General features: G+C 70.7%; 18 protein-coding genes. 7 read left to right on the top strand and 11 right to left on the bottom strand.

Going from position 1 to position 25,101, the window contains the following annotated elements:
* Window positions 1–37 precede the first annotated feature (37 nt).
* The 3 genes from DFJ66_RS32835 to DFJ66_RS32825 form a co-directional block, all read right to left on the bottom strand.
* Window positions 38–3,367 carry a phosphodiester glycosidase family protein gene (locus DFJ66_RS32835; protein ID WP_121227024.1) on the bottom strand — a complete coding sequence of 1,110 codons (3,330 nt, stop codon included), beginning with the start codon at window positions 3,365–3,367 and terminating at the stop codon, window positions 38–40.
* Between the two features lie 100 nt (window positions 3,368–3,467).
* Window positions 3,468–4,463: an AraC family transcriptional regulator gene (locus tag DFJ66_RS32830; protein ID WP_121227022.1), complete on the bottom strand. Its 996-nt coding sequence runs from the start codon at window positions 4,461–4,463 to the stop codon at window positions 3,468–3,470.
* A 250-nt stretch (window positions 4,464–4,713) separates the two neighbouring features.
* Window positions 4,714–5,259, bottom strand: a complete 546-nt coding sequence (locus DFJ66_RS32825) for a DM13 domain-containing protein (protein ID WP_211351393.1) — start codon at window positions 5,257–5,259, stop codon at window positions 4,714–4,716.
* A gap of 123 nt (window positions 5,260–5,382) precedes the next feature.
* On the opposite strand from DFJ66_RS32825, the gene DFJ66_RS32820 reads away from it, so the two are divergent.
* From DFJ66_RS32820 to DFJ66_RS32795, 6 genes are all read left to right on the top strand, one after another.
* The gene (locus DFJ66_RS32820) at window positions 5,383–5,787 is read left to right on the top strand and encodes a hypothetical protein (RefSeq protein WP_121227020.1); all 405 of its coding nucleotides are present in this window, start codon (window positions 5,383–5,385) and stop codon (window positions 5,785–5,787) included.
* Complete coding sequence (locus DFJ66_RS32815; protein WP_121227018.1) at window positions 5,784–6,881, top strand: winged helix DNA-binding domain-containing protein; 1,098 nt, start codon at window positions 5,784–5,786, stop codon at window positions 6,879–6,881. The genes DFJ66_RS32820 and DFJ66_RS32815 overlap by 4 nt, the downstream gene beginning before the upstream one ends.
* A gap of 59 nt (window positions 6,882–6,940) precedes the next feature.
* Window positions 6,941–7,318 carry a hypothetical protein gene (locus DFJ66_RS32810; RefSeq protein WP_121227016.1) on the top strand — a complete coding sequence of 126 codons (378 nt, stop codon included), beginning with the start codon at window positions 6,941–6,943 and terminating at the stop codon, window positions 7,316–7,318.
* An 86-nt stretch (window positions 7,319–7,404) separates the two neighbouring features.
* Complete coding sequence (locus DFJ66_RS32805) at window positions 7,405–8,445, top strand: GNAT family N-acetyltransferase (protein ID WP_121227014.1); 1,041 nt, start codon at window positions 7,405–7,407, stop codon at window positions 8,443–8,445.
* Window positions 8,446–8,486: 41 nt separating this feature from the next.
* A complete protein-coding gene (locus DFJ66_RS32800; protein WP_121232078.1) occupies window positions 8,487–9,518 on the top strand; it encodes a LacI family DNA-binding transcriptional regulator in 1,032 nt (343 codons plus the stop codon).
* Window positions 9,519–10,088: 570 nt separating this feature from the next.
* Window positions 10,089–11,263 (top strand): IS3 family transposase gene (locus DFJ66_RS32795; protein WP_121227012.1). Its coding sequence is split into 2 segments (ribosomal slippage): window positions 10,089–10,344 and window positions 10,344–11,263, totalling 1,176 coding nucleotides; the frame shifts between segments, so codons are not numbered across the junction.
* Window positions 11,264–11,442: 179 nt separating this feature from the next.
* Here the strand turns inward: DFJ66_RS32795 and DFJ66_RS32790 are convergent.
* The 7 genes from DFJ66_RS32790 to DFJ66_RS32760 all read right to left on the bottom strand — a co-directional run bounded on the left by DFJ66_RS32790 (window position 11,443) and on the right by DFJ66_RS32760 (window position 20,984).
* Window positions 11,443–12,207, bottom strand: a complete 765-nt coding sequence (locus tag DFJ66_RS32790) for a hypothetical protein (protein WP_121227010.1) — start codon at window positions 12,205–12,207, stop codon at window positions 11,443–11,445.
* A 98-nt stretch (window positions 12,208–12,305) separates the two neighbouring features.
* Window positions 12,306–13,724, bottom strand: a complete 1,419-nt coding sequence (locus DFJ66_RS32785) for a GH1 family beta-glucosidase (protein ID WP_121227007.1) — start codon at window positions 13,722–13,724, stop codon at window positions 12,306–12,308.
* Window positions 13,725–13,728: 4 nt separating this feature from the next.
* Window positions 13,729–14,559, bottom strand: a complete 831-nt coding sequence (locus tag DFJ66_RS32780; RefSeq protein ID WP_121227005.1) for a carbohydrate ABC transporter permease — start codon at window positions 14,557–14,559, stop codon at window positions 13,729–13,731.
* Window positions 14,560–14,564: 5 nt separating this feature from the next.
* Window positions 14,565–15,461 (bottom strand): carbohydrate ABC transporter permease, encoded by an 897-nt coding sequence (locus DFJ66_RS32775; protein ID WP_121232076.1) that lies wholly within the window; start codon window positions 15,459–15,461, stop codon window positions 14,565–14,567.
* 83 nt (window positions 15,462–15,544) lie between these two features.
* The gene (locus DFJ66_RS32770) at window positions 15,545–16,825 is read right to left on the bottom strand and encodes an extracellular solute-binding protein (RefSeq protein WP_121227003.1); all 1,281 of its coding nucleotides are present in this window, start codon (window positions 16,823–16,825) and stop codon (window positions 15,545–15,547) included.
* 873 nt (window positions 16,826–17,698) lie between these two features.
* On the bottom strand, window positions 17,699–20,227 hold the full coding sequence (locus DFJ66_RS32765) for an ABC transporter permease (protein ID WP_121227001.1): 2,529 nt from the start codon (window positions 20,225–20,227) through the stop codon (window positions 17,699–17,701).
* Window positions 20,228–20,231: 4 nt separating this feature from the next.
* Window positions 20,232–20,984, bottom strand: coding sequence for an ABC transporter ATP-binding protein (locus tag DFJ66_RS32760; protein ID WP_121226999.1), 753 nt, complete (start codon window positions 20,982–20,984; stop codon window positions 20,232–20,234).
* 316 nt (window positions 20,985–21,300) lie between these two features.
* Between DFJ66_RS32760 and DFJ66_RS32755 the strand changes: the two genes are divergently transcribed.
* The gene (locus DFJ66_RS32755) at window positions 21,301–21,837 is read left to right on the top strand and encodes a hypothetical protein (protein ID WP_121226997.1); all 537 of its coding nucleotides are present in this window, start codon (window positions 21,301–21,303) and stop codon (window positions 21,835–21,837) included.
* Window positions 21,838–22,118: 281 nt separating this feature from the next.
* Here DFJ66_RS32755 and DFJ66_RS32750 read toward each other — a convergent pair whose 3' ends face one another.
* Window positions 22,119–25,097, bottom strand: coding sequence for a helix-turn-helix transcriptional regulator (locus tag DFJ66_RS32750; RefSeq protein ID WP_121226995.1), 2,979 nt, complete (start codon window positions 25,095–25,097; stop codon window positions 22,119–22,121).
* Window positions 25,098–25,101: the final 4 nt, after the last annotated feature.

The following is a 25,101-nucleotide window of genomic DNA, read 5'->3' as shown; positions in this document are numbered from 1 at the left end:
GCCAAACTATGGCAACCGTCCGGTTGCGTCAAGGCGGTCAGGCGACCTTTCGACCCCACTCGGGCCAGGAGACGGTCAGGTCTTTGCGTTGGGTGGTGCCGTTGACGGTGACGGCCAGGGAGATGCGGGCGGCGCGGAAGGTCGTCAACCGGCCGGTCTCCGGGTCCAGCCAGGCCGCGTGCCACGGGCGCAGGCCGGTCGCCGGGCCGATGTGGACGTTCGAGGAGGCGGTCCAGTCGGCGCTCACCGGGTAGTGGACGGGGACTTGGCGCGTGCCCTGGGTGAGGGTCGCGGTGACGTGGGTCGGGGTGCCGGCGGTGAGGTGGTCCGGTGCGGTCAGGGTGAGGGTGTCGACGTGCGGGCGGATCTCGGCGGCGATCCAGTCCGGGCGGTGGGGGTCGACGCCGAGCAGGGTCCAGCCGGAGAAGCCGCCTTCCGCCGGGGCCTTGCCGGAGTTGCCGTTGATCAGGTACGGCACACCGTCCACTCTGGACGCGTGGAACACGCCGACGTGCGCTCCGATGAACATCGCGCCCTTGCCCGTGGTGCGGCGGAACTCGGCCAGCCAGTCCTCGACCATGTCGGCTTCGAGGCGGTCGTTGAGCTGGCTGCCCTTGGTGGGCGTGGGGTCGCGGGGCGGGTGGTGTTCCATGACGACGACGGAGTTGACGTTTTCGTGGTCGCGCAGGGCGTCGCGGAGCATGGCGGCTTGGCTGAAGCCGCCGCCCCGGACGGTGCCGGTGGACGAGTCCAGCAGCACGAACCTGGTGCCCTTGTGGTCGAACGTCCGGTTGGTGGCGCCGAACTCGCGTCGGAAGTTCTCGATGGTGCCCGGCCCCATGATCTCGTGGTTGCCCGGCACGTAGTACCAGGGCAGTTCGTCGCCCAGCTCCTCGGTGAGGATGCGGTGGGCCAAGGCGAGGTCGGCGGGCGCTGCTTCGTCCACGAAATCGCCGTTGACGACGACGAAATCGGGTTTCTGGGCCTTGATCTCACGCAGGGTGCGACGGGCGGCGCGGACCAGGTCGCTGTCCGGGTTGCGGGCCACGAACTGGGCGTCCGACATGACCGCGAACCGCCACGGCCGGTCGTTCACGGTGCCGTCGCGGACCACCACCCGGTCCTCGGTGGAGGGCGTCGGGGGTAGTTCGACGGCGGGTGGGACCTTGGCGACGATGTCGTCGACCAGCACTTCGCCCTTGTACTGGCGATCGGCCTTCGTCTCGATCGTGTAGAACCTGTTGATGCGCAACGGGAAAGCCAGGCTGGCGGGTACGGGAACCTCCAGGTAGCGCCAGCCCGTCCACGTGATGTACGGGCCGTAGAGCGATCGTGTGAGGCCGGCGTTGTCGGTCACGGTGAACGCCGTCCACTCGCCGCGCCCGTGCCCGTAGACCCACGCGCCCAGCGCGAGCGGCTGGCCCTCGACCACGATCGGCTTCGGCGGGATCGCGTACGCGGTGCGCGTGCCGGTGGACTGGCTGAAGTCGTAGGAGATCTTCAGGCCCGCGCCGGTGTGCCCGTCGGGGACCGGCGTGACCGAGCCCGAGCCGCGCGCCGACCCGAACGTCCAGGACGCGCCGTCGTCGAAGCCCGCGACGAGCTTCTCCTCCAGGCCCACGGTCACGGCCACGCGCACCTCCTGCTGCCCGACGCGCGCGACCACCGTGGTGGCACCGGGTTGGCGCGCGGTGACGGTGAACAGCCCGTTCTCACCCGGGGCGATGTCCACGACGGAGTGGTCGTAGTCCAGGGTCACGTCCTCGGGCTCGATCGGCGCGGTGAAGCCGTCCGGGTCGTGGCCGAGCACGCCGAACGTGCCGGTGGTGGTCAGGCTCAGCCGGTTCGTCGTGGCGGACAGGCGGGTCAGCGGGCCCAGGACGGTCAGCTCGACCTCGCCGGTGATCCCGCCGCGCCGGGCGACCGCCTTCGTGGTGCCCGGGGTGAGGCCGCGGAAGACGCCGTCGCGGACGTGCCCGACGAACGGCCGCGTCGAGTGCCACGAGTGCGCGGCGTCGCGGGCCGGGCCGTAGGTCTCGTCGTAGCCGTCCGCGACCAGGCGTCGGGTCAGGCCGGGGAACACGCGTTCGGGGTGACCACCGGGCACGGTGTCGGCGCCGGGGGCGCGACGCGGGTCGATCGCGGTGCGGGTCCAGAAACCGGTCAGGTTCCCGCTGCCTTCCGGCGCGTAGAGCGCGAGGCCGTTGGGCACCGGGCGTTCGCCGCCATCGGACGGCGTGTTCTCCACGGTCACCGCGTCCGTTCCGGGGGTGCGGGCGAGCAGGGTGGACGAGCCGCCGCCGTCGAGGTTGAGGGCGTTGTGCGCGCCCATCTCCTTGAGGATCGACGCCATGTCCTTGAGGTTCAGGCCGAGCAGGAAGGGCGCCTGCCGGCCGTCCACGGTGAGCAGGAACATCTTCTTGCCGTCCGCGGAGAACCCGACCGCCGTGCGCGGGTGCAACGGGTCGTCGGGCGCGACCACCTGGCCGTCCTTGAGCAGCAACTGGTTGCCGCCGACCGCCGTCCGCAGAGCACTGCCGTCCTGGGCCTTGGTCGTGTAGTCGACGGTGACCTTCTCGCCGACCGCCAAGCCCTGGAGGGTGTCCGCGCCGGCCTCCCGGCCCACTAGGACGAACCCGTCGGCCGGGACGGGGTCGTCGCCGGCGCTCGCGCGGTGCTCGGTGACGATGTCGCCGCGCACCACCACTTCCTCGACCTTCGTGGCACCCCGAACCGCGCGGGACCGGCTGTAGGAGCCCCACAGCGGGGTGAAGACGCCGATGCCATCGGTGGCCAGGGACGCGCTGTTGAGCTGCTGCAACGGGGTCGTCGTACCCTCGGCGCGGGTGATCCGGCCGTCGAACAGCACGTCCATGACCCGCCCGACGCCCGCCGCGTCGATGCCGACCGCCCGGCGGTGGTTCGCGGCGGGCGACTTGAGCGTGCGGCCGTCCTGGACGCCGACGCCCTCGGGCGCGTTGGAGTTGTTGATGTCGAAGAAGTCGCCGTTGACCGCCGCGACCGCGCGGGTGCGGGCGGCTTGCGCGGACAGCGGTTCGGCGGTGGTGACGTGGCCGGGGTGCAGGTAGTCGACGCGGGTGCCCCGGGTGAGGTCGACGGTGAGCGCGTCGCCGCGCACCCAGCCGCCCGCGTCACCGGGCTCGTACCAGTCGAAGGAGCTCAGCTCGACGCCCGGCGCGACCGGTCGGGTGGTGCGGGCGGTCTCGATGCGCTGCTCGACGGCCGACCGGGCGGCGGGCGCGTCGGGCAGGTCGGGTGCGGCGTGGGCCTGGACCAGGGGAACAGGGGTGAGGGGGACGAGGGTCAGGACGGCGGCGACCGCGAGGGGCCGGAGGCGTCTGGGCACGGGGACTCCCGCTGGTTGGTGAACGAGTAACCCGCTGTCAGCCAACCTGGTCAATGCTTGGCGGAACACCGGCCATTCGGACGCACCTCATGCCCGCCGCCTACTGGGTAGCAGCACCCGTCCGGTAAGCGCCAGGGCTGTTGCCCGTCCAGCGCTTGAACGCCCGGTGAAACGCGCTGGCCTCGGAGAACCCCAGGCGCAACGCCAACTCCTCCACCGACTCCCCGCCCCGCACCAGGCTCGCCACCGCCTGGTCGCGCAGCAGCTGCTCGCGCACCTCGCGGAACGACGTCCCCTCCGCCGCCAGCTTCCGGCGCAACGTCGGCGCGGACACGCCGAGCCGCGCGGCCACGGTGTCCAGGCCCACCACGCCGCCGCCGAGCATCCGCCGCACCTGGCTGGAGAAGTCCGCGCCGTAGTCGCGCCGGGACAGCAGCTCGCCGGGCGAGTTGCGCAGGAACCGGCGCAGCGCGGCTTCGTCCTGCACCACCGGCATCCGCAGGAACCGCGTGTCGAACGCCAGCACCGTCTCCGGCGCGCCGAACTTCAGCGGGCACCCGAAGATCAGGTGGTACTCGGCCGCGTGCGGCGGCTCGGGGTAGGCCAGCTCCACCCTGAGCAGCGGGATGCGCCGGCCGATCAGCCACGACGAGAACCGGTGCCACAGCACCAGCAGCGACTCGACCAGGAACCGGTCCGGGTCGTCGATGCCGTCCGCGGCCAGGGTGAACCGCGCGACCCCGGCGTGCTCCCCCAGCGTCATCTCCGGCCGCACGTCGAACAGCGCGTAGAAGGCCAGGCCGCGCCGCAGGGCGTCCTCCAGCGACGAGCAGTGCACCGCGAGCAGGCACATGGTCGGGAACGTCCCGCGCTTGCTGCGCTGCGGCCCGAAGCCCATGAACTCGTCGTCCAGCACCTCCCACAGCGTCTGGATCAGCCGGGAGTACTGGGCGGGCGTCACCCGCGCGCGGTCGTCGGCCAGCAGCGCCTCGGGGATGCCGGCGGCGGCCAGCAGCGCGGACACGTCGTGGCCGTGGCGCCGGGCACCGCGCAGCGCCGCCTTGACGTAGTGGATCGCGATGGTCCTCGTGAGCATCACTCACAGTGTGGCAGGAACCGCGCGCAGCCGAGGGCGGCGACGCGGTGTGGGGAGAGAGAAGGTACCGCGCCGCCGCCATCGGTGGCCCACCCCAGTGAGCCGGCTCCTCGTGGATGGGGCATCCGCCCGCCCATCCACGAGGGACGTTTCTGTGTCAGTACCACTTTAAGTGGTCTAGACCAGATGCGTCAATACTGCGAAAAGGCTATACTTGGTATAGACCAACGCCGTGTGTTTCCACCGCGTTTCACGCTTGTTCCAGCGGTGCTACCGCGAAGCCCGCGGAGAACCTCTTGCACCAGATCACGACACTCCGGACGGTCTTCAGGTCCGTCCCGGCCGGCACCTCGTAGACCTGGTTGCCCCGGTTGGCCTTCAGCTTGCCCAGGCTGGTGAACCCGGAGCCGAACGCCGATTCCGGCGAATCCGACGCCTTGTCCGACAGGTAGACGTAGAGGTCCGGCCCGTCGCTGGTGTCCAGCGCCTCGAACTGCACGGCGTGCGTGCCGTCCGGCCGGCGCACCAGGGACGCGCTGCCCGTGGTCTCGTGCTCCAGCGACCGGAACGGCCCGGACGCCAGGGCCACCGGACCCGCCGGCGGCGCCGCCGACGTCGTCGTGGCACCCGACGGCGTGGTGCCCGGAGCGGTCTCCGAAGTGGACACCGGCACCAGCAGCGCTTCGTCGGCCGTCGTGTTGGTCACCAGTCGCCAGGGCTGGAACAGGTACAGCCCCACCGCCAGCGCCACCACCAGCACCGCCGACACCCCGATCAGGACAACCCGCTTGGACATGACCTCTCGCCTCTTCCGGTTCGTCGCTTGTGCTCACTGTGACGAACCGGAGCCCCCTCAGAGTCCCGGAAACGCCTTACGAACTTCTGACGTCTCGCTGTCGAAGCGGGTTAGGGTCGCCGGGTGGGTGAACGGACCGGGCTGGTGGTCGTGACGGCGCTGATGGTGGGCTGCGCCGCGCTCGGCCCGTTCCCGCACCCGGTCCCGCTGCTGTTCGCGGTCGCCGCGGTCGGTGCGGCCAACGCCGTGTTCCCGCTGATGCGGACGTTCGGCTCGGCCCTGCTCGGCGGCATCGCGGCGGCGAGCGTGGGGCTGGCGGCGGTGCCGTTCGTGACGTGCTCGTCGGAGAAGTTCGGCGACGTCTTCACCTGCACCGGTGACGCGCCCACGTGGCACATGACCGGGTCCGTGCTGGTCGCGGGGCTGTCCGGCGCGGCGCTCGTGCTGGCCCGCGTCCTGGGCACGGTCGAGGTGGAACGCCGGCTGGCCGCCATCGAGCACGCCGTCCGCGAGAAGGGGTTGGAGTGAGCCTGACCTGGGGGCGGGTGGCGGCGTGGCGCACGCGCGCGCACAGCCTGGACGTGCGGCGGCCCGCGGCGGAGGCGCTGGACGTGGTGTCGGAGCTGTGCGGGCTGCACGCGCAGCTGATGGCCTCCGCCGAGGCCACGCTGCACGCACGCGTCGACGGGCTGCCGGGCGACTACGTGGAGCGGGCGCTGTGGGAGGACCGGACGCTGGTCAAGACGTGGTCCATGCGCGGCACCCTGCACCTGCTGCGCTCCGACGAGTACCCGTTGTGGCAGGCCGGGTTCGCGACCTACCGGCACTACACCAAGCCGGTCTGGTACCGGAACTTCCACATCACCGCCGAGGAGTTGCAGGCCCTGCTGGAGGGCGTGTCGGAGGCGTTGAAGGGACGGGTGCTGACGCGGGCGGAGCTGGCCGACGAGGTGGCCGCCCGGACCTCCGAGCACATCGGCGAGAAGCTGCGGGAGAGCTGGGGCGCGTACCTCAAGCCGGCGTCGTTCCAGGGGCGGCTCGTGTTCGGCCCCGGCGAGGGCCAGTTGGTGCGGTTCACCCGGCCGGACACGTGGATCGACGTCGGTGCGCCGCCCGCGGACGCCGTGTCGGACATCGCGCTGCGGTGGTGGGCGCAGCAGGGGGTCGCCACCCGGGAGGAGTTCGCGCGCTGGTGGGGTGTGAGCCCGGCCGAGGGCGGACGGGTGGTCAAGGCGCTGGGCGAGCGGCTCACGCCGGTGGACGTCGAGGGCGTGCCGCACCTCGCGCGGACCGACCTCGTAACGGCGTTGCGGGAAGCCGAACCGGTGCGGACCGTGCGGCTGCTGCCCGCGTTCGACCAGTACGTCGTCGCGGCCACCAAGCACGCCGCGCACCTGATGACCGGCGGCGCGCCGGAGCTGGTGTACCGGCCGCAGGGCTGGCTGTCGCCAGTGCTGATGGTGGACGGGCTGATGGCCGGCGTGTGGTCGCAGGAGCGCAAGGGCACGCGGGTGCGCATAACTGTGAACCCGTTCCGCTCGTTGACCGCAAAGGTGCGGAAGGCCGTGGCCGCGGAGGCGGACCGGCTGGGCGAGTCGGTCGAGGTGGTGTGGGCCGAGTAGGTCCGCCTCGATCAAGCGGTACTGTCTTGCCGCTCACGTCGGGACGGAGGGGGTCGGCTGTGCGGGTGGTGTGGGCGGCGTGCGGCCTGGCCGTCGCGGCGTCGGCGCTGACCGGCGTGCTGGTGGGCGTGTACATCCACGGCGTGGACGACGGCCAGAAGGCCGAACCGCCCGCGTCCACGTGGATCACCAACCGCTCGGCCACGTCGGCGACGTCGACCGAGCCGACGAGCACCCCGACCACCGACGGCGCGTCCGCCCCCAAGGCCTCGACCTCCGCACCGAAGACCACGACCACCACCCAGGCCACGACGACCACCGAGGCCACCACCCCACCACCGCCACCGCCACCGCCGTCCCCGACCACGACGAAGGTCAAGAAGACCGAGTGGCCGTGCGGCCCCCTCAACCCGCTGCCGCCGCCGCAGTGCGACTGAGCCGGCCGGCCGACGTCACACTCCCATCACGCGGACGTTTACGCGGGTGTCCCCGCACGGCAACGTGGCCCGGTCAGCCTGGGTGCATGGAGTCCACACCGAAGACCTGGCGCCTGCGCGTCGAGCTGGACGACAGCCCCGGCGCGCTGGCCCGCATGACGATCCGGCTCGCCGAACGCTCGTGCAACGTGCTGGCCCTGTCGGTCATCCCGGTGCCCGGCGGGGTGATCGACGAGCTGGTGGTGCGCGCAGCGCCCGGCCTGATGCCCGCCGACCTGGTGGCCGCGGTCCGCGCCGAGGGCGGCCGGTGTGTCGGCATCACGGCCGCCGACATGCGCGACCTGGTGGACGGACCCACCGCCGCGCTGCGGGCGGCCGGGAACGCGATGCGGCTGCCCGGCGGGGTGTGCGACGCCGTGCGCACGGTGCTGGGCGCCGACTCCGTCGTGGTCGCGGACGGGGACGTGGAGGTCAACGACCACCAGATCCGGCTGGAGACCCCGGACGCGACGCTGGTGGCCCGGCGCGGCTGGGCCCCGTTCACCCAGGTCGAGGTGGCGCGGGCGGAGGCGCTGGTCGAACTGCTCGGCACCCGCGCGCCCACCACCTCCGCGCTGATCACCGACGACGGCATGGCGGTGGTGCTGCGACCCGGCATGGTCGCCGACGCCGACGCCGTGGCCGCCCTGCACACCCGGTGCTCGATGGGCACCCTGTTCAACCGCTACCACTCGGGCGTGCGCACCCTCCCCCGCCGCTGGCTGCACCGCCTGCTCACCCCGCCGCGCGGCACGACCGTGCTCGCCCAGAGCGGGGACGCCGTCATCGGCATGGGCCAGCTGATCCCGATGTCCACACCGGACAGCGCCGAGGTGTCGCTGCTGGTGGAGGACGCGTGGCAGGGCCGGGGCGTCGGCACGGGCCTGCTGCTGGCACTGGCCCGCACCGCCCGCGCGGCCGGGTACCGGGAGCTGGTCGGCTGGTGCCTGACCGCCGAGACCGGTCTGCTGCGCACGGCGGCCAAGGCCGGCCTGCCGGCGTCGTCGCGGCGCGAGGACGGGCTGCTGCGCGTGTCGGTCGGATCGTCTCGGGCGGAGAGCGCTTCCCAGCAGGTGGCGTCCGGCTAAGCTTGAGAATCGTCGGCGAGCCGTTCGAGGAGTTGGTGCCCGTGTCCGTCCAGTCGCACTCCGGCACCCGGCCCACGCTGGAGGACGTGGCGGCACGGGCGGGCGTGTCCCGTGCGACGGCGTCCCGCGTGCTCAACGCCTCGCCGAGGGTGAGCCCGGAGGCGCACGAGGCGGTGACGGCGGCGGTCCTCGCCCTGGGCTACCAGCCCAACCAGGCCGCGCGGGCGCTGGTGACCCGGCGGACCGGCGCGGTCGCGGTGGTCTTCTCCGAGCCCGAACCGAAGATCTTCGACGACCCGCACTTCGCGTGGCTGATCCGATCGGCCGCGCGCTCACTGGCCGACGCCGACGCGCAGATGGTGCTGCTGCTCGTGCACTCCCCCGAGGACATGGCCCGCGCCGAACGCTTCCTGGCCGGCGGCCACGTCGACGGCGCCCTGATGTTCGCCCCGCACAAGGGCGACCAGCTGCCCGGGTTGGCGCGCAAGCTCTCCTTGCCGGTGGTCTACGCGGGCCGGCCGTGGGGTCCGCTGCGCGGTATGCACCTGGTAGACCACGACAACGAGGGCGGCGGCGTACTCGCCACCGAACACCTGATCTCCTCGGGCCGCAAGCGCATCGCCCACGTCACCGGCCCCTTGGACGAGCACTCGGCAATGGACCGCCTGGCCGGCTGGCGCTCGGCGATCGCCGCCACGGACGCGGACGTCGAACTGCTGACGGAAAACGGCGGCTTCACCCGCGAGGGCGGCAAGAAGGCCATGGCCGCGCTGCTCTCACGCGTGCCGGACCTGGACGCCGTCTTCGTCGCCAGCGACCTGATGGCAGCAGGCGCACTGGACGCCCTGCGCGAGGCGGGCAAACGCGTCCCAGAGGACGTGGCCGTCGTCGGCTTCGACGACCACCCGATGATCGCCCCACACACCGTGCCGCCGTTGACCAGCGTGCAGCAGGACACCAGCAACCAGGTGCGCCACATGGTGACGCACTTGATGCGCCTGCTGCGGGAGGAACCCATCCGGGCACGCCGAGAGGTGTTGCCGACGGTACTGGTGCGCCGCGAGTCCGCCTAGCGCGCACTTTGATTTTTCGGCGCGCGCAGCGCGGCTTTTGCGTGTGGTGGTCCCAACCACAGGTGGAGGGCCTCGGTTCCCCCGCCGTATGGCCTGCCCGAAGGGCTACCACGCTTTCGGTCGGGTGCAGCCGAATTTTTTGTGAGGGACGAGCAAAAAATTTAGCGGCACCCGGCCGAAAGTGTGGTTGGCTCCGCCAGGCCATGCGGCGGGGGAACCGACGCCCTTCACCCCCCGCTGGCGGCCTGCCGCGCGGCGAGCGCCGCTTTTGATCTTGAGAGCGCGCAGCGCGTTCAGCTTGAGAGCGAAGCGTTCCGGTTCAAAGATTAAAAGAGCCTCGCCGGCGGGCAGGCCACCAAAGATGACTCAACTGCAACGGCGGGGGCTTCTTGCTTTTGTCATCTCCGTATGGCCTGGCGGAGCCTACTGCATTTTCCAGGGGTTGCCGCTAAAACTTTTGCTCGTTCCTCGCAAAACTTTCGGCTGCAACCCCTGGAAAATGCGGTTGAGGTGCCTGAAGAATCTCGGACAGTGACCCAAAGTAGAATGGGGTGACTGAACGGAGTGGTTGTGGCACACAAGAAGTCGCGGCGTTACAGTGCCGAGTTTCGTGAGGCGGCGGCCCGGGAAGTGGTCGACAGGTCCCGGCCGGTCGACGACGTGGCACGTGACTGCGGGGTTACCGGGCAGACGATCCGGAACTGGGTCAGGGAGTTCCGGGCCGGGCACGACACCACCGGTCCGGAATTGAGCGGGGACGAGCGGGCGCGGCTGAAGGAGTTGGAGCGGCGGGTGCGGGAGTTGGAGGAGGAGAACCGGTTCCTGGGAAAATCGGTGGCCTTCTTCGCGAAGAAGCACCAGTGACCGCGAAGTACGCGTTCATCGCTTCCGAAGAAGGCAACCACTCCGTCGCGTCCATGTGCCGGTGGTCGAAGGTGTCACGGTCGGGCTACTACGCCTGGCGCGACCGGGAACCCTCGGCCACCGCCCGCCGCCGCGAGGCCCTGGAAGCCGGGATCAGGTCCTGTTTCGAGTACTCCGACGGCACCTACGGGTACCGGCGTGTCCATGCCGAGCTGGCTCGCCGGGGCACGGTCGCCGACCCCGGGACGGTGCGCACGATCATGCGCGGGCTGGGCCTGGTGGCCTGCCAGCCGCGCCCGTGGCGGCCGGTCACCACGGTCGCCGGCGACACCGCCGCCCTGCCCGACCTGGTCCGCCGCGACTTCACCGCCGACGCCCCGGCGGCGAAACTGGTCGGCGACATCACCTACATCCGCACCTGGGAAGGATGGCTGTACCTGGCCACGGTGCTGGACTGCCACTCGAAGAAGGTCGTCGGCTACGCGATGGCCGACCACCTGCGCACCGAACTGGTGACCGACGCGCTGCGCATGGCCGCCCGCAACCTCCCGTTCCGACGCGGCGAGACGATATTCCACAGCGACCGCGGCACGCAGTACCTGTCCGCGGAGTTCGCCGCCCTCGCCGACGAACTCGGCGTCCGCCGCTCCGTGGGCCGCACCGGGAACTGCTACGACAACGCCTGGGCCGAATCGTTCAACGGCACCCTGAAGAACGAACGCGTCAACCGCACCGAATACCCCACCCGCGAACACGCACGCAAAGACGTCACCGGCTATATCGAACTACGCTACAATCAGATCCGAATCCACTCCGGAATTGACTACCGGACACCGAACGAGGTAGAGTCCGCCTGGTTCTCGCGCAACCAGGCGGCCTGAAAACCAAAGAGACGCCTGTCCGAGATTCTTCTAGCCCCTCAGGTAGCCCTTCGGGCAGGCCATACGGAGATGACAAAAGCAAGAAGCCCAAGTTGGGTTGTGTCCTCTCCGGTGGACTGCCGACTCGCCGGTTTCGCCGAAGAGCTGCGCTGCGCGCGGCAGCCCAGGGGGGTGAGTTGTCAGGTTTGTCCTAGTTGTAGCCAGAGCAACGGTTCCAGGACGTTGACCGGGCGGGGGATGGCGTGTGGGTGGCCGTTGGACTCTGCTGGGTCGTGGAAGCCGACTGCCGAAGTCGTGTAGTAGCGGGTGTTCTCGGGCTTGAAGGTGTGTGCGATCGCTTCTCGCACCGAGTGCGCTGCGCTGGTCTGGCAGAGGTCGTGGAAGACCTCTGCCGGCTGGCGGCCGGTGGTTCTGGTTCGCACGGACGGGTCGTCGCACTTCGTCACGCACACCGCCACCCGGTGTGGCAACGGGCCCAGGCCTGTGAACGGGTTGGGGTCGTGGTGCGGGCGGGTCGGGTCGAAGAAGTAGATCACGGCGTCGCACGCGCCCGGGTTGTGGTTGACCGTCAGGTCGAGGTTCACCCGGGTGGACCGGGTGGTGGCACCGAAGAACCGTCTGCCCGGGACGGTGATCTCCGTGCTCATCCGCCAACGGTACGTTGGTCTTCCTTTGGTGTTCCTGGGGAAAGCGCGCTGGCCGATCAGGAGGTCGGCCGCCTCTCCCAGGAAGCGTTCGGACTCGCCGTCCAGCCCGGTCATGGTCCAGGACGCCTTGGCGGCGGCGATGGGGAGTGCGGCGAGGAAGGTCGTCTTGCCGGCTCCGGTGGGTCCGACCAGGGCTACCCGGGTGCGGAGGGCGGAGCGGGCGGCTTGTTCGATGCGTTGGGGTGAAAGGACTTCCGACTGCGGTAAGGGGTGCGTGTCGCTTTTCTCGAGCCCCATGGAACCACCTTCGTCCCGGCGGAAGAACGCGTGACTCGATGGTAGACCCGTGAACGCGGGGCGGTCCTCCGCAAAACGGCGGACAGCCCCGCGTTCGTTCACCGGACTTCGTGGCCCCCGGCGGGTACCGCGTTGTGCCGAACGATCCTCGCGAACGCGTGACCGCTGTCCTTCACCGTGCGCCGTTGGGTGGTGTAGTCGACGTGCACGATGCCGAACCGCTGGCTGTACCCGGCCGCCCACTCGAAGTTGTCCAGCAGGGACCAGGCGAAGTACCCGCGCACGTCCACGCCCCGGGCGATCGCCGTGTGCACCGACCGCAGGTGGTCCACCAGGTACTTGGTCCGCTCGACGTCCCGCACCCGACCGCCGGACACGGTGTCGGGGAACGCCGACCCGTTCTCGGTGACCACCAGCGGCACGGTGACGTCCCGGTCCAGTCGTTCCAACAGGTCCGTGAAGGCTTCGGCGTTGATCTCCCAGCCGAACCCGGTCAAATCCCCCCTAGGCGGCAAAAGCTCCACACCGCGCAGACCGGGGAAAGGTCCCGGGGTCACGTGCGCGGGGTCCGCCGACAGGGCGACCCGCGCGGGGCTGTAGTAGTTGACGCCCAGCCAGTCGATCGGGGCGGCGATCACCTCCAGGTCGCCGTCGCGGACGACGTGCCGCCAGTCGCCCAGCCAGGCCGTGTCCTCGACGACGTCCGCCGGGTACCCCTTGCCGTTCAACGGGTCCAGGAAGAACCGGTTCTGCAGGCCGTCGACCTTGCGCACCGCCTCCCCGTGGTCCGGGTCGTCGGCGTAGACCGAGGAGAAGTTCAGCACGATCGACAGGCGGTGATCTGCCGGTGCTTGCGCCCTCAAAGCCTCGATGGCCAGGCCGTGGCCCAGCAGGAGGTGGTGGGCGGCTTCCAGTGCGCCCAACGGGTTGACCACGCCCGGCGCGTGGATGCCGTTGCCGTAGCCGAGGAACGCCGAGCACCACGGCTCGTTCAGCGTCGTCCACGCCGACACGCGGTCGCCGAGCCGGGCGTGCACCACGGCCGCGTACTCGGCGAAGCGGTAGGCGGTGTCGCGGTTGCGCCAGCCGCCGTGGTCCTCCAACGCTTGTGGCAGGTCCCAGTGGTACAGCGTGGCGACCGGCTGGATGCCGTGCTCCAGCACGGAGTCCACCAAGCGGTCGTAGAAGGCCAGGCCGCGCTCCTCGACAACGCCCGCGCCGGTCGGTTGGACGCGGGGCCAGGCAACGGAGAAGCGGTACGCGCCCAGGCCCAGGTCCGCCACCAGGCCGACGTCCGAGGCGTAGCGGCGGTAGTGGTCGCACGCGGGTTCGCCGGTGTCGCCACCCTCGACCTTGCCGGGCGTGGCGGCGAAGGTGTCCCAGATCGACGGACCCCGACCGTCCGCCGTGGTCGAGCCCTCGATCTGGAAGGCGGCCGTCGCCGCTCCCCACAGGAAGTCCGGTGGGAAGCGCAGCAGCTCCTGCCCGACCTGGGTGTCCGGGTCGGTTGCGGTCATGTGTTCACCCCTTGACAGCGCCCTGCATGATCCCGCCGACGATCTGGCGGGCCAGCAGGAGGAAGATCCCGACGACCGGCAGCACCGCGAGCGACGCGCCGGAGAGCATGAGCGAGTAGTCCGTGTAGTAGCCACTGGCCAAAGTGGACAGTGCGACCTGCACGGTGGGGCTGTCGTTCGGGTCCAGCACGATCAGCGGCCAGAAGAAGTCGTTCCACGCCGTCATGAACGTGAACATGCCCATCACCGCCGCCTGCGGCCGGACCGCGGGCAGCGCCACGTGCCAGAAGGTGCGCAACACCGAGCACCCGTCCACGCGCGCCGCCTCCACCAGCTCGAACGGCACGGACTCCTCGCACGCCTGGCGCATCCAGAACACCGAGAACGCGCCGATCAGCGCGGGCACGATGACGGCTTGCAGGGTGCCGTACCAGTCGAGGTCGGACATCAGCATGTAGAGCGGGATGACGCCGAGCTGCGTCGGGACCATCGACGTCCCCACGACCACCAGGAACAACGAGTTGCCGCCCCGGAACCGCAGGCGCGCGAACGCGAACCCGGCCAACGTGCCCAGCACGACGTTGCCGACCGCCACCGTGCCCGCCACCACCAACGAGTTCTGCATGGCCAGCCAGAAGTCGACGGTGTCGAACACCCGCCCGAGGTTCTCGAACAGGTTCCCACCCGGCACCAGCGACGGCACGGCGTCCCCCAGCGCCGAGTTGTCCTTGCTGGCGATCAGGAACGAGTAGTACAGCGGAAAGATCGACGCCACGAGCACGACGACCAGCACCGCGTACGCCACCGGTCCCGCCTTGCCCACCCGGGAAGCCACGGCCCTCACCCCTTGGACGCGATGCGCCGCGTCAGCGTGAAGTTCAGCAGGGCCACGAGCAGGATCAGCATGAACAGCACCCACGCGATCGCCGACGAGTAACCCGCGTCGAACAGCCGGAAACCCTTCTCGTACAGGTACATCACCAACGTCTGGAACTGCCGGTCCGCACCGCCGGTGCCGGTGGCCGTGCCGCCCGGGTCGAACAGCTGCGGTTCCACGAACAGCTGCATGCCGCCGATGGTCGAGACGATGACGGTGAACAGGATCGTCGGCCGGATGCTCGGCACGGTGATGGACCAGAACACCCGCCACCGCGAGGCACCGTCCAGCAACGCCGACTCGTACATGTCCTTGGGCACGGACTGCATGGCGGCCAGGTAGATCAGCGCGTTGTACCCGGTCCACCGCCACACCACCATCGAGCTGATGGCGAGGTGGGAGGCCCACGTCTCCGCGCGCCAGTCCACCGGATCGACGCCGAACACCCCCAGCACCCCGTTGACGATGCCGAAATCTCGCCCGAACAGCTGCGCGAACACCAACGCCACCGCCGCGACCGAGATGACGTTCGGCAACAACACCCCCGCCCGCCACACAGCCCGCCCGCGCAACCCCCGATCCAACAACGCGGCCAACCCGAGCGCGGCGACCAACTGGGGCACGGTCGACAACACGAACAGGCTGACCGTGTTCCCCAACGCGTTCCAGAAGTTCGGGTCGACAAACAGCGCCCGAAAGTTCGCCAGCCCCACAAACCCTTGCGAGCCCTCGATCAACTGCCAGTCGTGCAACGACACCCACGCCGTGTAGAGCAGCGGGTACAGGCCGAAGATCCCGAAGACGACGAAGAACGGCGCGATGGCCAGGTACGGCGTGTACTTGGTGTCCCACCAGCCCAGGCGGTGCCGCCACGAGAGCTTGTCGACATGCGCCGGCGGTACGGAGCGCCCGGTCTCCGCACCGCCTCGCGCCGGGGCGACCGTCACTTGGCCGCGTCCCGCGCTTCCCGCACGGCCTGGTCCCAAGCGTCCGAAGTGGACTGCTTGCCGGTTTCGACGCGCTGCAGGGCGTTGTTGAACACCGGGGTGACCTTCGAGTCCTTGGTGCCGCGGTAGGTCGGCTTCAGGTTCTCGGCGGAGTTGCCGAAGATCTGGCCCACGGGCGCCTTGTTGAAGTAGTCGTTGACCGTCGAGGTGACCTCGGCGTCCTTGTAGGCCGCGGGCTCACTGGGCAGGTTGCCGGTCTCCTTGAAGATCCGCTTCTGCTGCTCCGGCGCGGTCAGCCACTTGGCCAGCTCGTAGGCCTCCTTGGGGTGCTTGCCCTGCTTGGGCACGGCCAGGAACGAGCCACCCCAGTTGCCACCACCACCGGGCGCGGCGGCCACGTCCCACTTGCCCGCGGCCTCGTCACCCGCGCCGGCCTTGATCAGGGCGAGCGCCCACGCCGGACAAGTGGTGGTGGCGAAGGAGGCTTGCTTGAGAGCGACGTTCCAGTCCTGGCTGAACGGCGCCAGCGCACTGGTCTGCTTCTTCTCACCCAAGCTCGCGGCGAGCTTGAACGCGTCGGCGACCTTGGCGTTGCTGTCGGCGATGAACGAGTCGTCCGCCTTGGCGAAGTAGCCCTCCTCGGTCTGGTCGAGGATCGCCTTGTAGACGTTCTGCGCGGTGTCCACGAACTTCACGTTCGGCGTGGCAGCGGTGAACTTGTCGCCAGTGGCCAGAAAATCCTGCCACGTGGGCCACAACTCGCCCACCGCATCCCGCTCGACCGGCAACCCGGCCGCCTGGAACAGGTCCCGCCGGTAGCACAGGGCAAGGCTGCCCATGTCGGTACCGAGCCCCAACACGAAGTTGCCGTCGTCAGTCGTCCCCTGGTTCCACTTCCAGGCCGCCCACTGGGACTTGAGCTCCTTGGCCCCGTAGTCGGCGAGGTTGACGAACTTGTCCTTGGACTGCCGGAACAGGGCGACGTTGCCCTCCTCGATGGCCACGATGTCCGCCGCACCGCGCCCACCGGCGAGCTGGGTGGCGAGCTGCGTGTGGTGCTGCTCCATCTTGACCTTGCGCTGCTCGACCTCGATCCCCGGGTGCTGCGCCTGGTACTCCTTGATCAGGTTGTCGTACCCGAAGTCGGAGAAGATGCCGATCGACAGCTTGACCTTCCCGTCCCCGGCGCCACTCCCCCCGCCACAGGCGACCAGCGTGGTGGCAGCCACGACCGTCGCGATGGTCGCCGAAACCCGGCCGACCAGAGTCCCGCTCATCCGTCCTCCTGTTTGCATCGGCGGCCCGTCGTGAGAGCGCTCTCACAGTCGCGACGACACCTGCCACTGTCAACCCGAGGCCGAACGGTCGACACCGTTCCGCAACTTTCTGAAGCGCTCTTGTACACCGAACGTCACACAGACGTCGACAAGCGGTAAAGGGCAGGGTGGCCCGGCCCTCGCCCGGGCCACCCGCACTGAGTTAGAGGGAACCGAGCCCCAACCATGACGCGCGCCCCAAAACTTCCCTGTGACCCCCACCACACCAACCGCCAGCAAGCACCCACCGACAGGGCACCACCACCCCAACACCCACCCACCCCCGGCACCGCCCCCGGCAGTGCACCACCCAGCGCGCCCACACCCCCAGCCCGCCGGTACCACCCACCACCCGCCGGCCAACCCTCCACCCCCACCGCCCGCGCGCTTTCGCGCCGCAGGCGCGAGAGAGGTCGGCTACCAGCCACAGGAAGGGCCTCGGTTTCTCCCCCGTACGGCCTGGGCGAAGCCCAACCGCGCTTGGTCCGTTTCTGCAACCAGCTTTTCCGGTTGCGGAAACGGGCCAAGGGTGGTTGCCTCCGGCAGGCCGTACGGGGGAGAAACCGACGCCCTTCCACCCCCCGGGGGCCTGCCGCGCGGCGAGCGCCGCTTTTAGCTTTCAAGCTCTTATCTTTCGATACGGAAGGCCCGCCCCCGGTCTCCCAGGAACGGGCCTCCCGCCCCCGCCTCCACGCGCCCCGATCCGCGCCGGAGGACACTCCACACACACCCAGCCCAGCTCAGCCCAGGCCAGGCCAACCTCACGCAACCTCAGCCCAGCCCGGGCCAACCTCACACAACCCCAGCCCAGGCCGACCTCGGGCAACCCAGGCCCTACGCCTCAGCCATCCCCGCAACCACCGACGTCCGAGCCGCCCGCCGCGCAGGCATAGCCGCAGCCACCACCGCCGCAACCACCGCCGCCGCCAACATCGCCCCGATCTGCCCCACCGGAACGATGAACGCCAACTCCACCGCCTCCGACGACAACGCCGTGGTCAGCACCCATCCGAACCCGACCCCGAGCACCAACCCGATAGCCGCCCCCATCACCGCCATCAGCACCGACTCCACGACCAGCATCAACCGCAGCTGCCCCCGAGTCAGCCCCAGCGCCCGCAGCAACGCCGACTCCCGCGTCCGCTCCAGCACCGACAGCGTCAACGTGTTCGCGATACCGAACAACGCGATCACCACGGCCAACCCGATCAGCGCCCACACGAACGCCAGCACCTGGTCCAGCTGCTTGTTCAGCTGCGCCTTGGTCTCCGCCGCCGAGTCGATCACGGCCAGCGGTGACGTGTCGGTCACCTTCTCCACCGCCGCGCGTCCACCGCTCACACCGGGCTTGAGCTTGACCATGATGCTCTCGTAGCCGTCGTACTCCGGGTTGAGCCGCGACGCCGTCCCCAGCGTCAGCACGCCGTCACCCAGCCGCTGACCGGACAGGATGGCGACAACCCGCAGCGTCTCGGACGCCCCCTTCTCCGTCTTCACAACAGTCGTCGACCCGACCGACGCACCGACCTCCTTGGCGTAGTCCGCCTTCAGAGCGACAGTGCCGTCCTTCAGATCCCCCAACGACCCGCTCTCGACCTTCGGCCGGAACAAGTCACCCAACGCATCCGGCGACACGGCCGTGAAGTACGCCCTTTCAACGACGACCCGACTCGTCGGCGCGACCTTCGCCACCTCCGGCACGGCCGCCAGCGACGACGCCAGCTCACGCGGCAGCGGTCGGTCCCACACCGACGACGTCACGGTGTAGTCGGCGGGCAGCCGCTGGTCGACCTGTGCGTTCGCGGTTTCCTTGGCGCTGTTGGCGACCACGGTCACCATGGCCACGATCGTCACGCCGATCATCAGCGCGGCCGTGGTGGCGGCGGTGCGCTTGGGGTTGCGGCCGGCGTTGGCCGACGCCAGCTTGGCCGGCACCCCGAAGATCGCACGGGGGATCGCGCCCAGCACCCGGTTCACCGGCCCGACCAGCAGCGGACCCAGCACCAGCACGGCCGCCAGCAGCACCATCGTGCCCGCGCCGCTGATGAACATGGCGGGTTCTTCGCTCTCGGCCCTCATCCCGACCACGATCGCGCCGGCACCGACAACCGCGAGCACCACGGCGAACAGCACCCGCAGCTTGCCGGTCCGCGACACCTCTTCACCGCTGTCCGGCTGGCTGCGCAGCGCCGCGACGGGCGGCACCCGGGTCGCCTTCCGCGCGGGCAGCACCGCCGACAGCACGGTCACCAGCACGCCGACACCGAACGCGGCCAACACCGTCGTCACAGTCAGCGGCAGACGCACGACAACGTCCGCCGGCTCCGGCCCGAACGACCCGATCACCTTCTGCAGCAACGCGGACACGCCCAACCCGCCGAGCAACCCGAGCACGGACGCGACGAAGCCCATCACCACGGCCTCCGCCAGCACGCCCCGGAACACCTGCTTGCGGCTCGCTCCCACGCACCGCATCAGCGCCAGTTCCCGCGTCCGCTGCGCGATGAGGATCGTGAACGTGTTGTAGATGACCATCGCCGCGACGACGAGCGCGATCACCGCGAACGCCAGCAGGAACGTGGTGAACTCGGCCGCCTGCGAGCTGATGGACTTCAACGTCTCGGCGGTGGCCTGCTCACCGGTCTGCACGCGGAATCCCTTGCCGCCCAACGCCTTGCTCACGTTGTCGGCCACCTGCTGCTGCGTGAACCCGTCCGCCGCCACCGCGACGACCTGGTACGGCAGCCGCTCGGGGTCCAGCGCCTGGAACGCGTCCGGCGTGAGCACCAGGTGGTCGCTGCCGGACATGGAGATCTCGCCGACACCCTGCTTGTAGGTGCCGACCAGGGTGTACTCGCGGGTCTGGTCGTCCTTGCCGAGCAGCTTCACCGGCCCGCCGATGGTCAGCTTGGCGGTCTCGGCGGTCCGGACGTCCACCGCGACCTCGTCGGCACCGCTGGGGTACCGGCCGCTCGCCAGGTCGAACTCGCGCAGCTTCTCCGTGCTCGCCAGCGGTGACGCGTAAGCGGGCCGAGCCTTGCCCGTCGTGGTGATCAGCGGCACCGGGATGATCCCGCGCGCATCAGCTCCAGCAACACCCTGTGCCTGGCGGACCTTGGCCAGGACTTCCGGCGTGATGCCGTTGACTTCTCTGGTGTCCCCATCACCGGCGCTGCCGTCGAGCACGACCGAGACGTCGACGCCCCGGGCGCTTTTGGCGAACTCGTCCCGCATCTGCTCGTTCATGGCGTCGCCGAGGACCAGCGTGCCGGTCACGAAGGCGACCCCGAGCGCGATGGCGACCGAGGACAGCACGAGCCGCGCGGTGCGGGCCTTGAGACCCGCGATGATCGTGCGCAGCATCGGGTCACGCCCCCAGGTGCTTGAGCGCGGCCAGCACGGAGTCGGCGGTCGGGTTGTCGATCTCGCCGGCGAGGTGGCCGTCGGCCAGCAGGACCACGCGGTCGGCGTAGGACGCGGCGACCGGGTCGTGCGTCACCATGATCACCGTCTGGCCGAGCTGCCGCACCGACATGCGCAGGAAGTCCAGCACCTCCGCGCCGGAGCGGGAGTCGAGGTTGCCGGTCGGCTCGTCGGCGAACACCACGTCCGGCTTGGACACCAGCGCCCGCGCGCACGCCACGCGCTGCTGCTGGCCGCCGGAGAGCTCGGTCGGCTTGTGCTTCAACCGGTCCCGCAGCCCGAGGACGTCGACGATCCGGTCGAACCACTGCCGGTCGGGCTTGCGGCCGGCCAGTTCCAGGCCCAGCAGGATGTTGGCCTCGGCGGTGAGGGTGGGCAGCAGGTTGAACGCCTGGAACACGAACCCGATCCGGTCCCGGCGCAGCTTGGTGAGGTCCTTGTCGCCCAACGAGGTGATCTCGGTGCCACCGATGTGGACCGCGCCGCCGTCCACGCCGTCCAGCCCGGCCAGGCAGTGCATGAGCGTGGACTTGCCGGACCCGGACGGACCCATGATGGCGGTGAACTTCCCGGCCTGGAACCGCACGCTCACGCCGTCCAGCGCCCGGACGGCGGTGTCGCCCTTGCCGTAGACCTTCACCAGGTTCGCGGCGGCTACAGCGGTGCGGGTCCCGACGTCGGACACCAGTGCGGACATGCTCCCTCATTCCCTAGGTCTGCCTCGGACACCGCCAAAAGCTAGGGGCGGGGCGCGTACCCGGTCGTCACCTCGCCGGCGGAACCGACCGTCCTCCCACGGGATGACCCGGGCTCCTCCCAGGGCATCACCCGGACGTGACCGCAGAAATGCGTTCTTGTCGATTCAACCAATTGCCGTATCGCTGGCTGCCCCATTCGTCCCTACAGTGAGAACCGCCGGGCAGTCGTTTCCTGCGACCTCCGCCCCGCAATTCCCCATCCCATTCCGCACGGCGTTCGAATCCGCGTGCGGATATTCGACCGAAGAGAGAATGATGAACCGCTTCCGGAAATCCCTGGCCGCGGTCGGCACCGTGGTGGCCCTGGCCACCGCCGCCGTGGTGACCCAGCAGAACGTCGGCACGGCGCAGCCCGCGGTCCCGCCGGACTTCGCCGTCGCACACCTGAACACGCAGGTCAACCTGCCGAACGGGGTCTGGACCGACACACCCCTGACCGTCACGCTGCCGTGGCCCGGCACGTACGCGCTGGACGCGGACGTGCGCGGCCGGCTGTCCGGCACACCGAGCGTGAACGCCTACATCACCGCCCGGTTGTGGAACGACACGACGGGCACGGCGGTGCCGTTCAGCGAACGGATCGTGAACCAGATCATCGACCACAACGCCGGTGACGCCATCACCGGCAGCAACCAGACCGCACCGATCAGCGAATTGATCAGCGTGACCGGTGCGACGACGATCCGGGTGCAGGCCAGACGCATCGACGCGGTCGGCGCGGCGAGCGTGGCCCAGCTCTACTCCGACGCCGCCGGCTACACGTCCCTGCGCTACGAGCGCCTGTCGCCCTGACGACGGGCGGGTGGTCCTCCCCGTTGCAGCCGGGGAGGACCACCTCCAGCTCACCAGACCGCGCACGCCACGGCAACGCCCCAACCCGGCGGGACGGCAGGCCAGGATCAGCCCGACGGGACGGCAGGCCAGAATCAGCCCGGCAGGGGCCGCCGCAGCTCGCTCGCCAGGGCCGGCAAGCCGCAGCCTGCCCGTCACCCCCGGCGGGGCCGGCGAGCCGCAGCCAGCCCTGCCAGGCCGAGGTCAGCCCTGTGGGCCGCAGTGAGCCCGGTGGGCCGAGGTCAGCCCGGCGGGTGGAGCAGGCCGCGGTCGAAGGCGATGGCCACCGCCTCGGCCCGCCGGCTCGCGCCCAGCTTCGCCATGATCCGGGTCAGGTGCACGCTGACGGTCTTCTCCGAGATGAACAGCTCCTCGCCGACCTCCCGGTTGGTCCGCCCCAGCGCCACCAGCGACAGCACCGACCGCTCGCGCGGCGTGAAGGGGTCGACCTGCGAGCGGGCCACCTCGGCGTGCAGGGCCACCCGGGCGCGTCGGGCGACCAGGCCCACCGCGTCCCGCAGCGGAGCCGCACCCAACGCCAGGGCCACCTCGTCGGCCAGCTTCAGCTCCGCGACGGCCAGGTCCCGTTGGTCGGCGGCCAGCAGCGCTTCCGCCAGTCGCCACCGGCACACGGCCTGCTCGAACACCGCCCCGTAGCCGAACCCGTCCACCGCGCGCCGCCACAGCGCGCAGTCGCCCGCGCCGGTCAGGCGGCTCTCCTCGGCGAGCACCCGCGCGAGCCACGCCCGGCCCTCCGGACCCAGCGTGCCGGTGCGCGGCAGGCCCATCTCGGCGGTGGTGCGGGCGTACTCGGCCAGGTCCGCGCCGGCCTTCACCGCCGCCTCCTCGCCGGCGGTGTCCCGGCGGCGGCGGGCGCGTTGGGCCAGGTCGGCGTACCCGGCGACGCCGTGCGCGGCCAGGCGGATGCCGGCCAGGATCCACTCGCCGCCCTCGCGCCGGGTCCACTCGATGGCCTCGTGGACGCGTTCCACTGCCAGCTCCGGCTGCCCGCGCCACAGCGCCAGCTCGGCGCCGGTGCCGCCGGTGATCAGCGCGATCTGGAGGTCGCGGTGCCAGTCCGCGCGCAGTTCGCCGATCAGCCGCTCGGCCTGCTCGAACTCGCCCCGGCTGACCGTGATGTGCGTGCCGGCCGCGGCGAGCCGCGCGGACACCGTGCTGGAGACCCGCAGGCCCGGTGGTTCGGCGGCCACCGCCGCGTCGTCCCAGCGGCCCACGTGGTAGCGGGTCAGCACCTGGATGATGCGCAGCTCCAGGCCGTACGCGCTCCACGCCAGGCCGGTCGACTTGGCGCGCTCCATGCCCTCGTCGAACACCCGCGCGGCCTCGGTCAGCGCGCCCTGGTCGTAGAAGTGCAGGCCCAGGAAGTACCGGGCGCGCAGCTCGGTGCTGTAGGCGTCGACCTCCATCGCGCACGCGACGGCCTCTTCGAGGTGCCGGCGCGCGGACGGGAGGTCGGCCGCGGCCTCGTCGAGCAGGCCCAGCGTGGCCAGGGCGTCGGCCACGGCGGAGTCGGTGCCCGACGCCCGCCCGTCGCGCACGGCCTCCTCGGCGAACTCGCGGGCCTCGGCGTACTTGCGCTCGTGCCGCCAGCACGCGGCCAGCACCGCGAGCACCCAGGCCCGGGACTGGCTGGCGGGCCGGTCGCGGACCAGTTGCCACGCCTGTTCGATCGCGGCGAACTTCTCCTCCTCGGTGCCGTCGAGCACCTGCAGGGCCTGCGCGAGGCGCCGCCACATCTCGGCGGCCTCCTCCGGGTCCGAGGCGTCGACGAGCTTGGTGCCGCTGCGCGCGAACGCGATGGCCCGCTCGGGCTGCCCGGCGGTCCCGGCGACCCAGGACGCGCGCCGCAGCAACCCCACCTCCGTCACGCCCTCGGGCCGCTGGTCCGCCGGCACCGCCTGCCACAGCTTCAACGCCTGCTCCAAGTGCCGCAGCGCCTCCGCGGGCGCGCCGGCGCGCTTGGCCTCCTGCGCGGCGTCCACCGAGGCGCGCAGGGCGCGGGGCAGGTCGTGGCTCTCCAGGGCGTGGTGGGCCAGCGCGGCGGCGGCGCCCCGGTCCGACGACGCGGCGAACCGGGCGGCGTACGCGGAGTGCAGGCGCACCCGTTCACCGGGCAGCAGGTCGCCGTAGACGGCCTCGCGCAGCAACGCGTGCCGGAACGTGTAGATCTCGTCGCGGTTGACGATCAGCACGTGGTGCTGGACGGCCTCGCGCAACGCCTCGTCCAGGGTGCGGTCGTCGATCGCGGCGACCTCGCGCAACGCGTCGTGCCGCACCGACCGGCCGCCGACCGACGCGACCCGGACCACGTGCTGGGTGTCCGGTGCCAGCCGCTCGATCCGCGCCAGCAGCACCTCGGCCAGCGTCCACGGGATCGAGCCCGCGCCGCACGCGGCGACCGCGATCAGCTCCTCGGCGAAGAACGGGTTGCCGTCGGAGCGCTCGGCGACCTCCAGCACCACGTCGTCGGGCAGGTCGTCGGCCAGGGCCGCGACGAAGGACCGCGCGTCGATCGCGCTGAGCGGGGTGAGGTCGAGGCGCTGCACGGCGGGCAGCCGCACCAGCTCGTTGAGCAGGGGGCGCAGCGGGTGGCTGCGGTGCAGGTCGTCGGAGCGGTAGGTGCCGACGACCAGCAGCCGCTGCGACCGCAGCCGCGAGAACAGGAAGGACAGCAGGTAGCGGGTGGAGGCGTCGGCCCAGTGCAGGTCTTCGAGGATCAGCAGCACCGGCCGGTCCTCGGACAGCTCACCCAGCAGGCCGTGCACCGCGTCGAACAGCTGGAGCTGGCCGACGTCCTGCTCGGGCCGGCGGCCCACCAGGTGCGAGGGCAGCCCGGACAGGCCGTTCTCGCCGGAGGACACCGGCAACGCCAGCTCCGGCAGCAGCCGGCCGAGCGCGGGACGTGCGGAAACGTCGAGCAGACCGGCCTCCCTCACCTGCCCGAGCGCTTCGGTGAAGGGCAGGTACGGGAGACCGGTCTCGCCGACGTCCAGACAGCGGCCGGTGAGCACGAGCACGTCACCGGCGGACGCGGCCAGCTCGTCCACCAGCCGCGTCTTGCCCACGCCCGCGTCACCGGCCAGCAGGACCGCGCCGGCCTGGCCGCGGGCGGCTTCGTCGAGGGCGGCGCGCAGCCTGGTCATCTCCCGGCTACGCGCCACCAAGGGGATTCCGGAACCAAGGCGTGCCACGGGGTGCATGTTC

The organism is Saccharothrix variisporea (assembly GCF_003634995.1).
Lineage (GTDB): Bacteria > Actinomycetota > Actinomycetes > Mycobacteriales > Pseudonocardiaceae > Actinosynnema > Actinosynnema variisporeum.
The sequence above is the reverse complement of the archived record's forward strand: the minus strand, read 5'-3'. Positions and strand labels throughout refer to the sequence as shown.

Bases quoted from the DNA above. Each gene is read 5' to 3' on its own strand.
- DFJ66_RS32830 (WP_121227022.1), bottom strand. From the start codon at position 4,463: ATGCTCACGAGGACCATCGCGATCCACTACGTCAAGGCGGCGCTGCGC.
- DFJ66_RS32825 (WP_211351393.1), bottom strand. From the start codon at position 5,259: ATGTCCAAGCGGGTTGTCCTGATCGGGGTGTCGGCGGTGCTGGTGGTG.
- DFJ66_RS32805 (WP_121227014.1), top strand. From the start codon at position 7,405: ATGGAGTCCACACCGAAGACCTGGCGCCTGCGCGTCGAGCTGGACGAC.
- DFJ66_RS32790 (WP_121227010.1), bottom strand. From the start codon at position 12,207: ATGGGGCTCGAGAAAAGCGACACGCACCCCTTACCGCAGTCGGAAGTC.
- DFJ66_RS32785 (WP_121227007.1), bottom strand. From the start codon at position 13,724: ATGACCGCAACCGACCCGGACACCCAGGTCGGGCAGGAGCTGCTGCGC.
- DFJ66_RS32770 (WP_121227003.1), bottom strand. From the start codon at position 16,825: ATGAGCGGGACTCTGGTCGGCCGGGTTTCGGCGACCATCGCGACGGTC.
- DFJ66_RS32765 (WP_121227001.1), bottom strand. From the start codon at position 20,227: ATGCTGCGCACGATCATCGCGGGTCTCAAGGCCCGCACCGCGCGGCTC.
- DFJ66_RS32760 (WP_121226999.1), bottom strand. From the start codon at position 20,984: ATGTCCGCACTGGTGTCCGACGTCGGGACCCGCACCGCTGTAGCCGCC.
- DFJ66_RS32755 (WP_121226997.1), top strand. From the start codon at position 21,301: ATGAACCGCTTCCGGAAATCCCTGGCCGCGGTCGGCACCGTGGTGGCC.
- DFJ66_RS32750 (WP_121226995.1), bottom strand. From the start codon at position 25,097: ATGCACCCCGTGGCACGCCTTGGTTCCGGAATCCCCTTGGTGGCGCGT.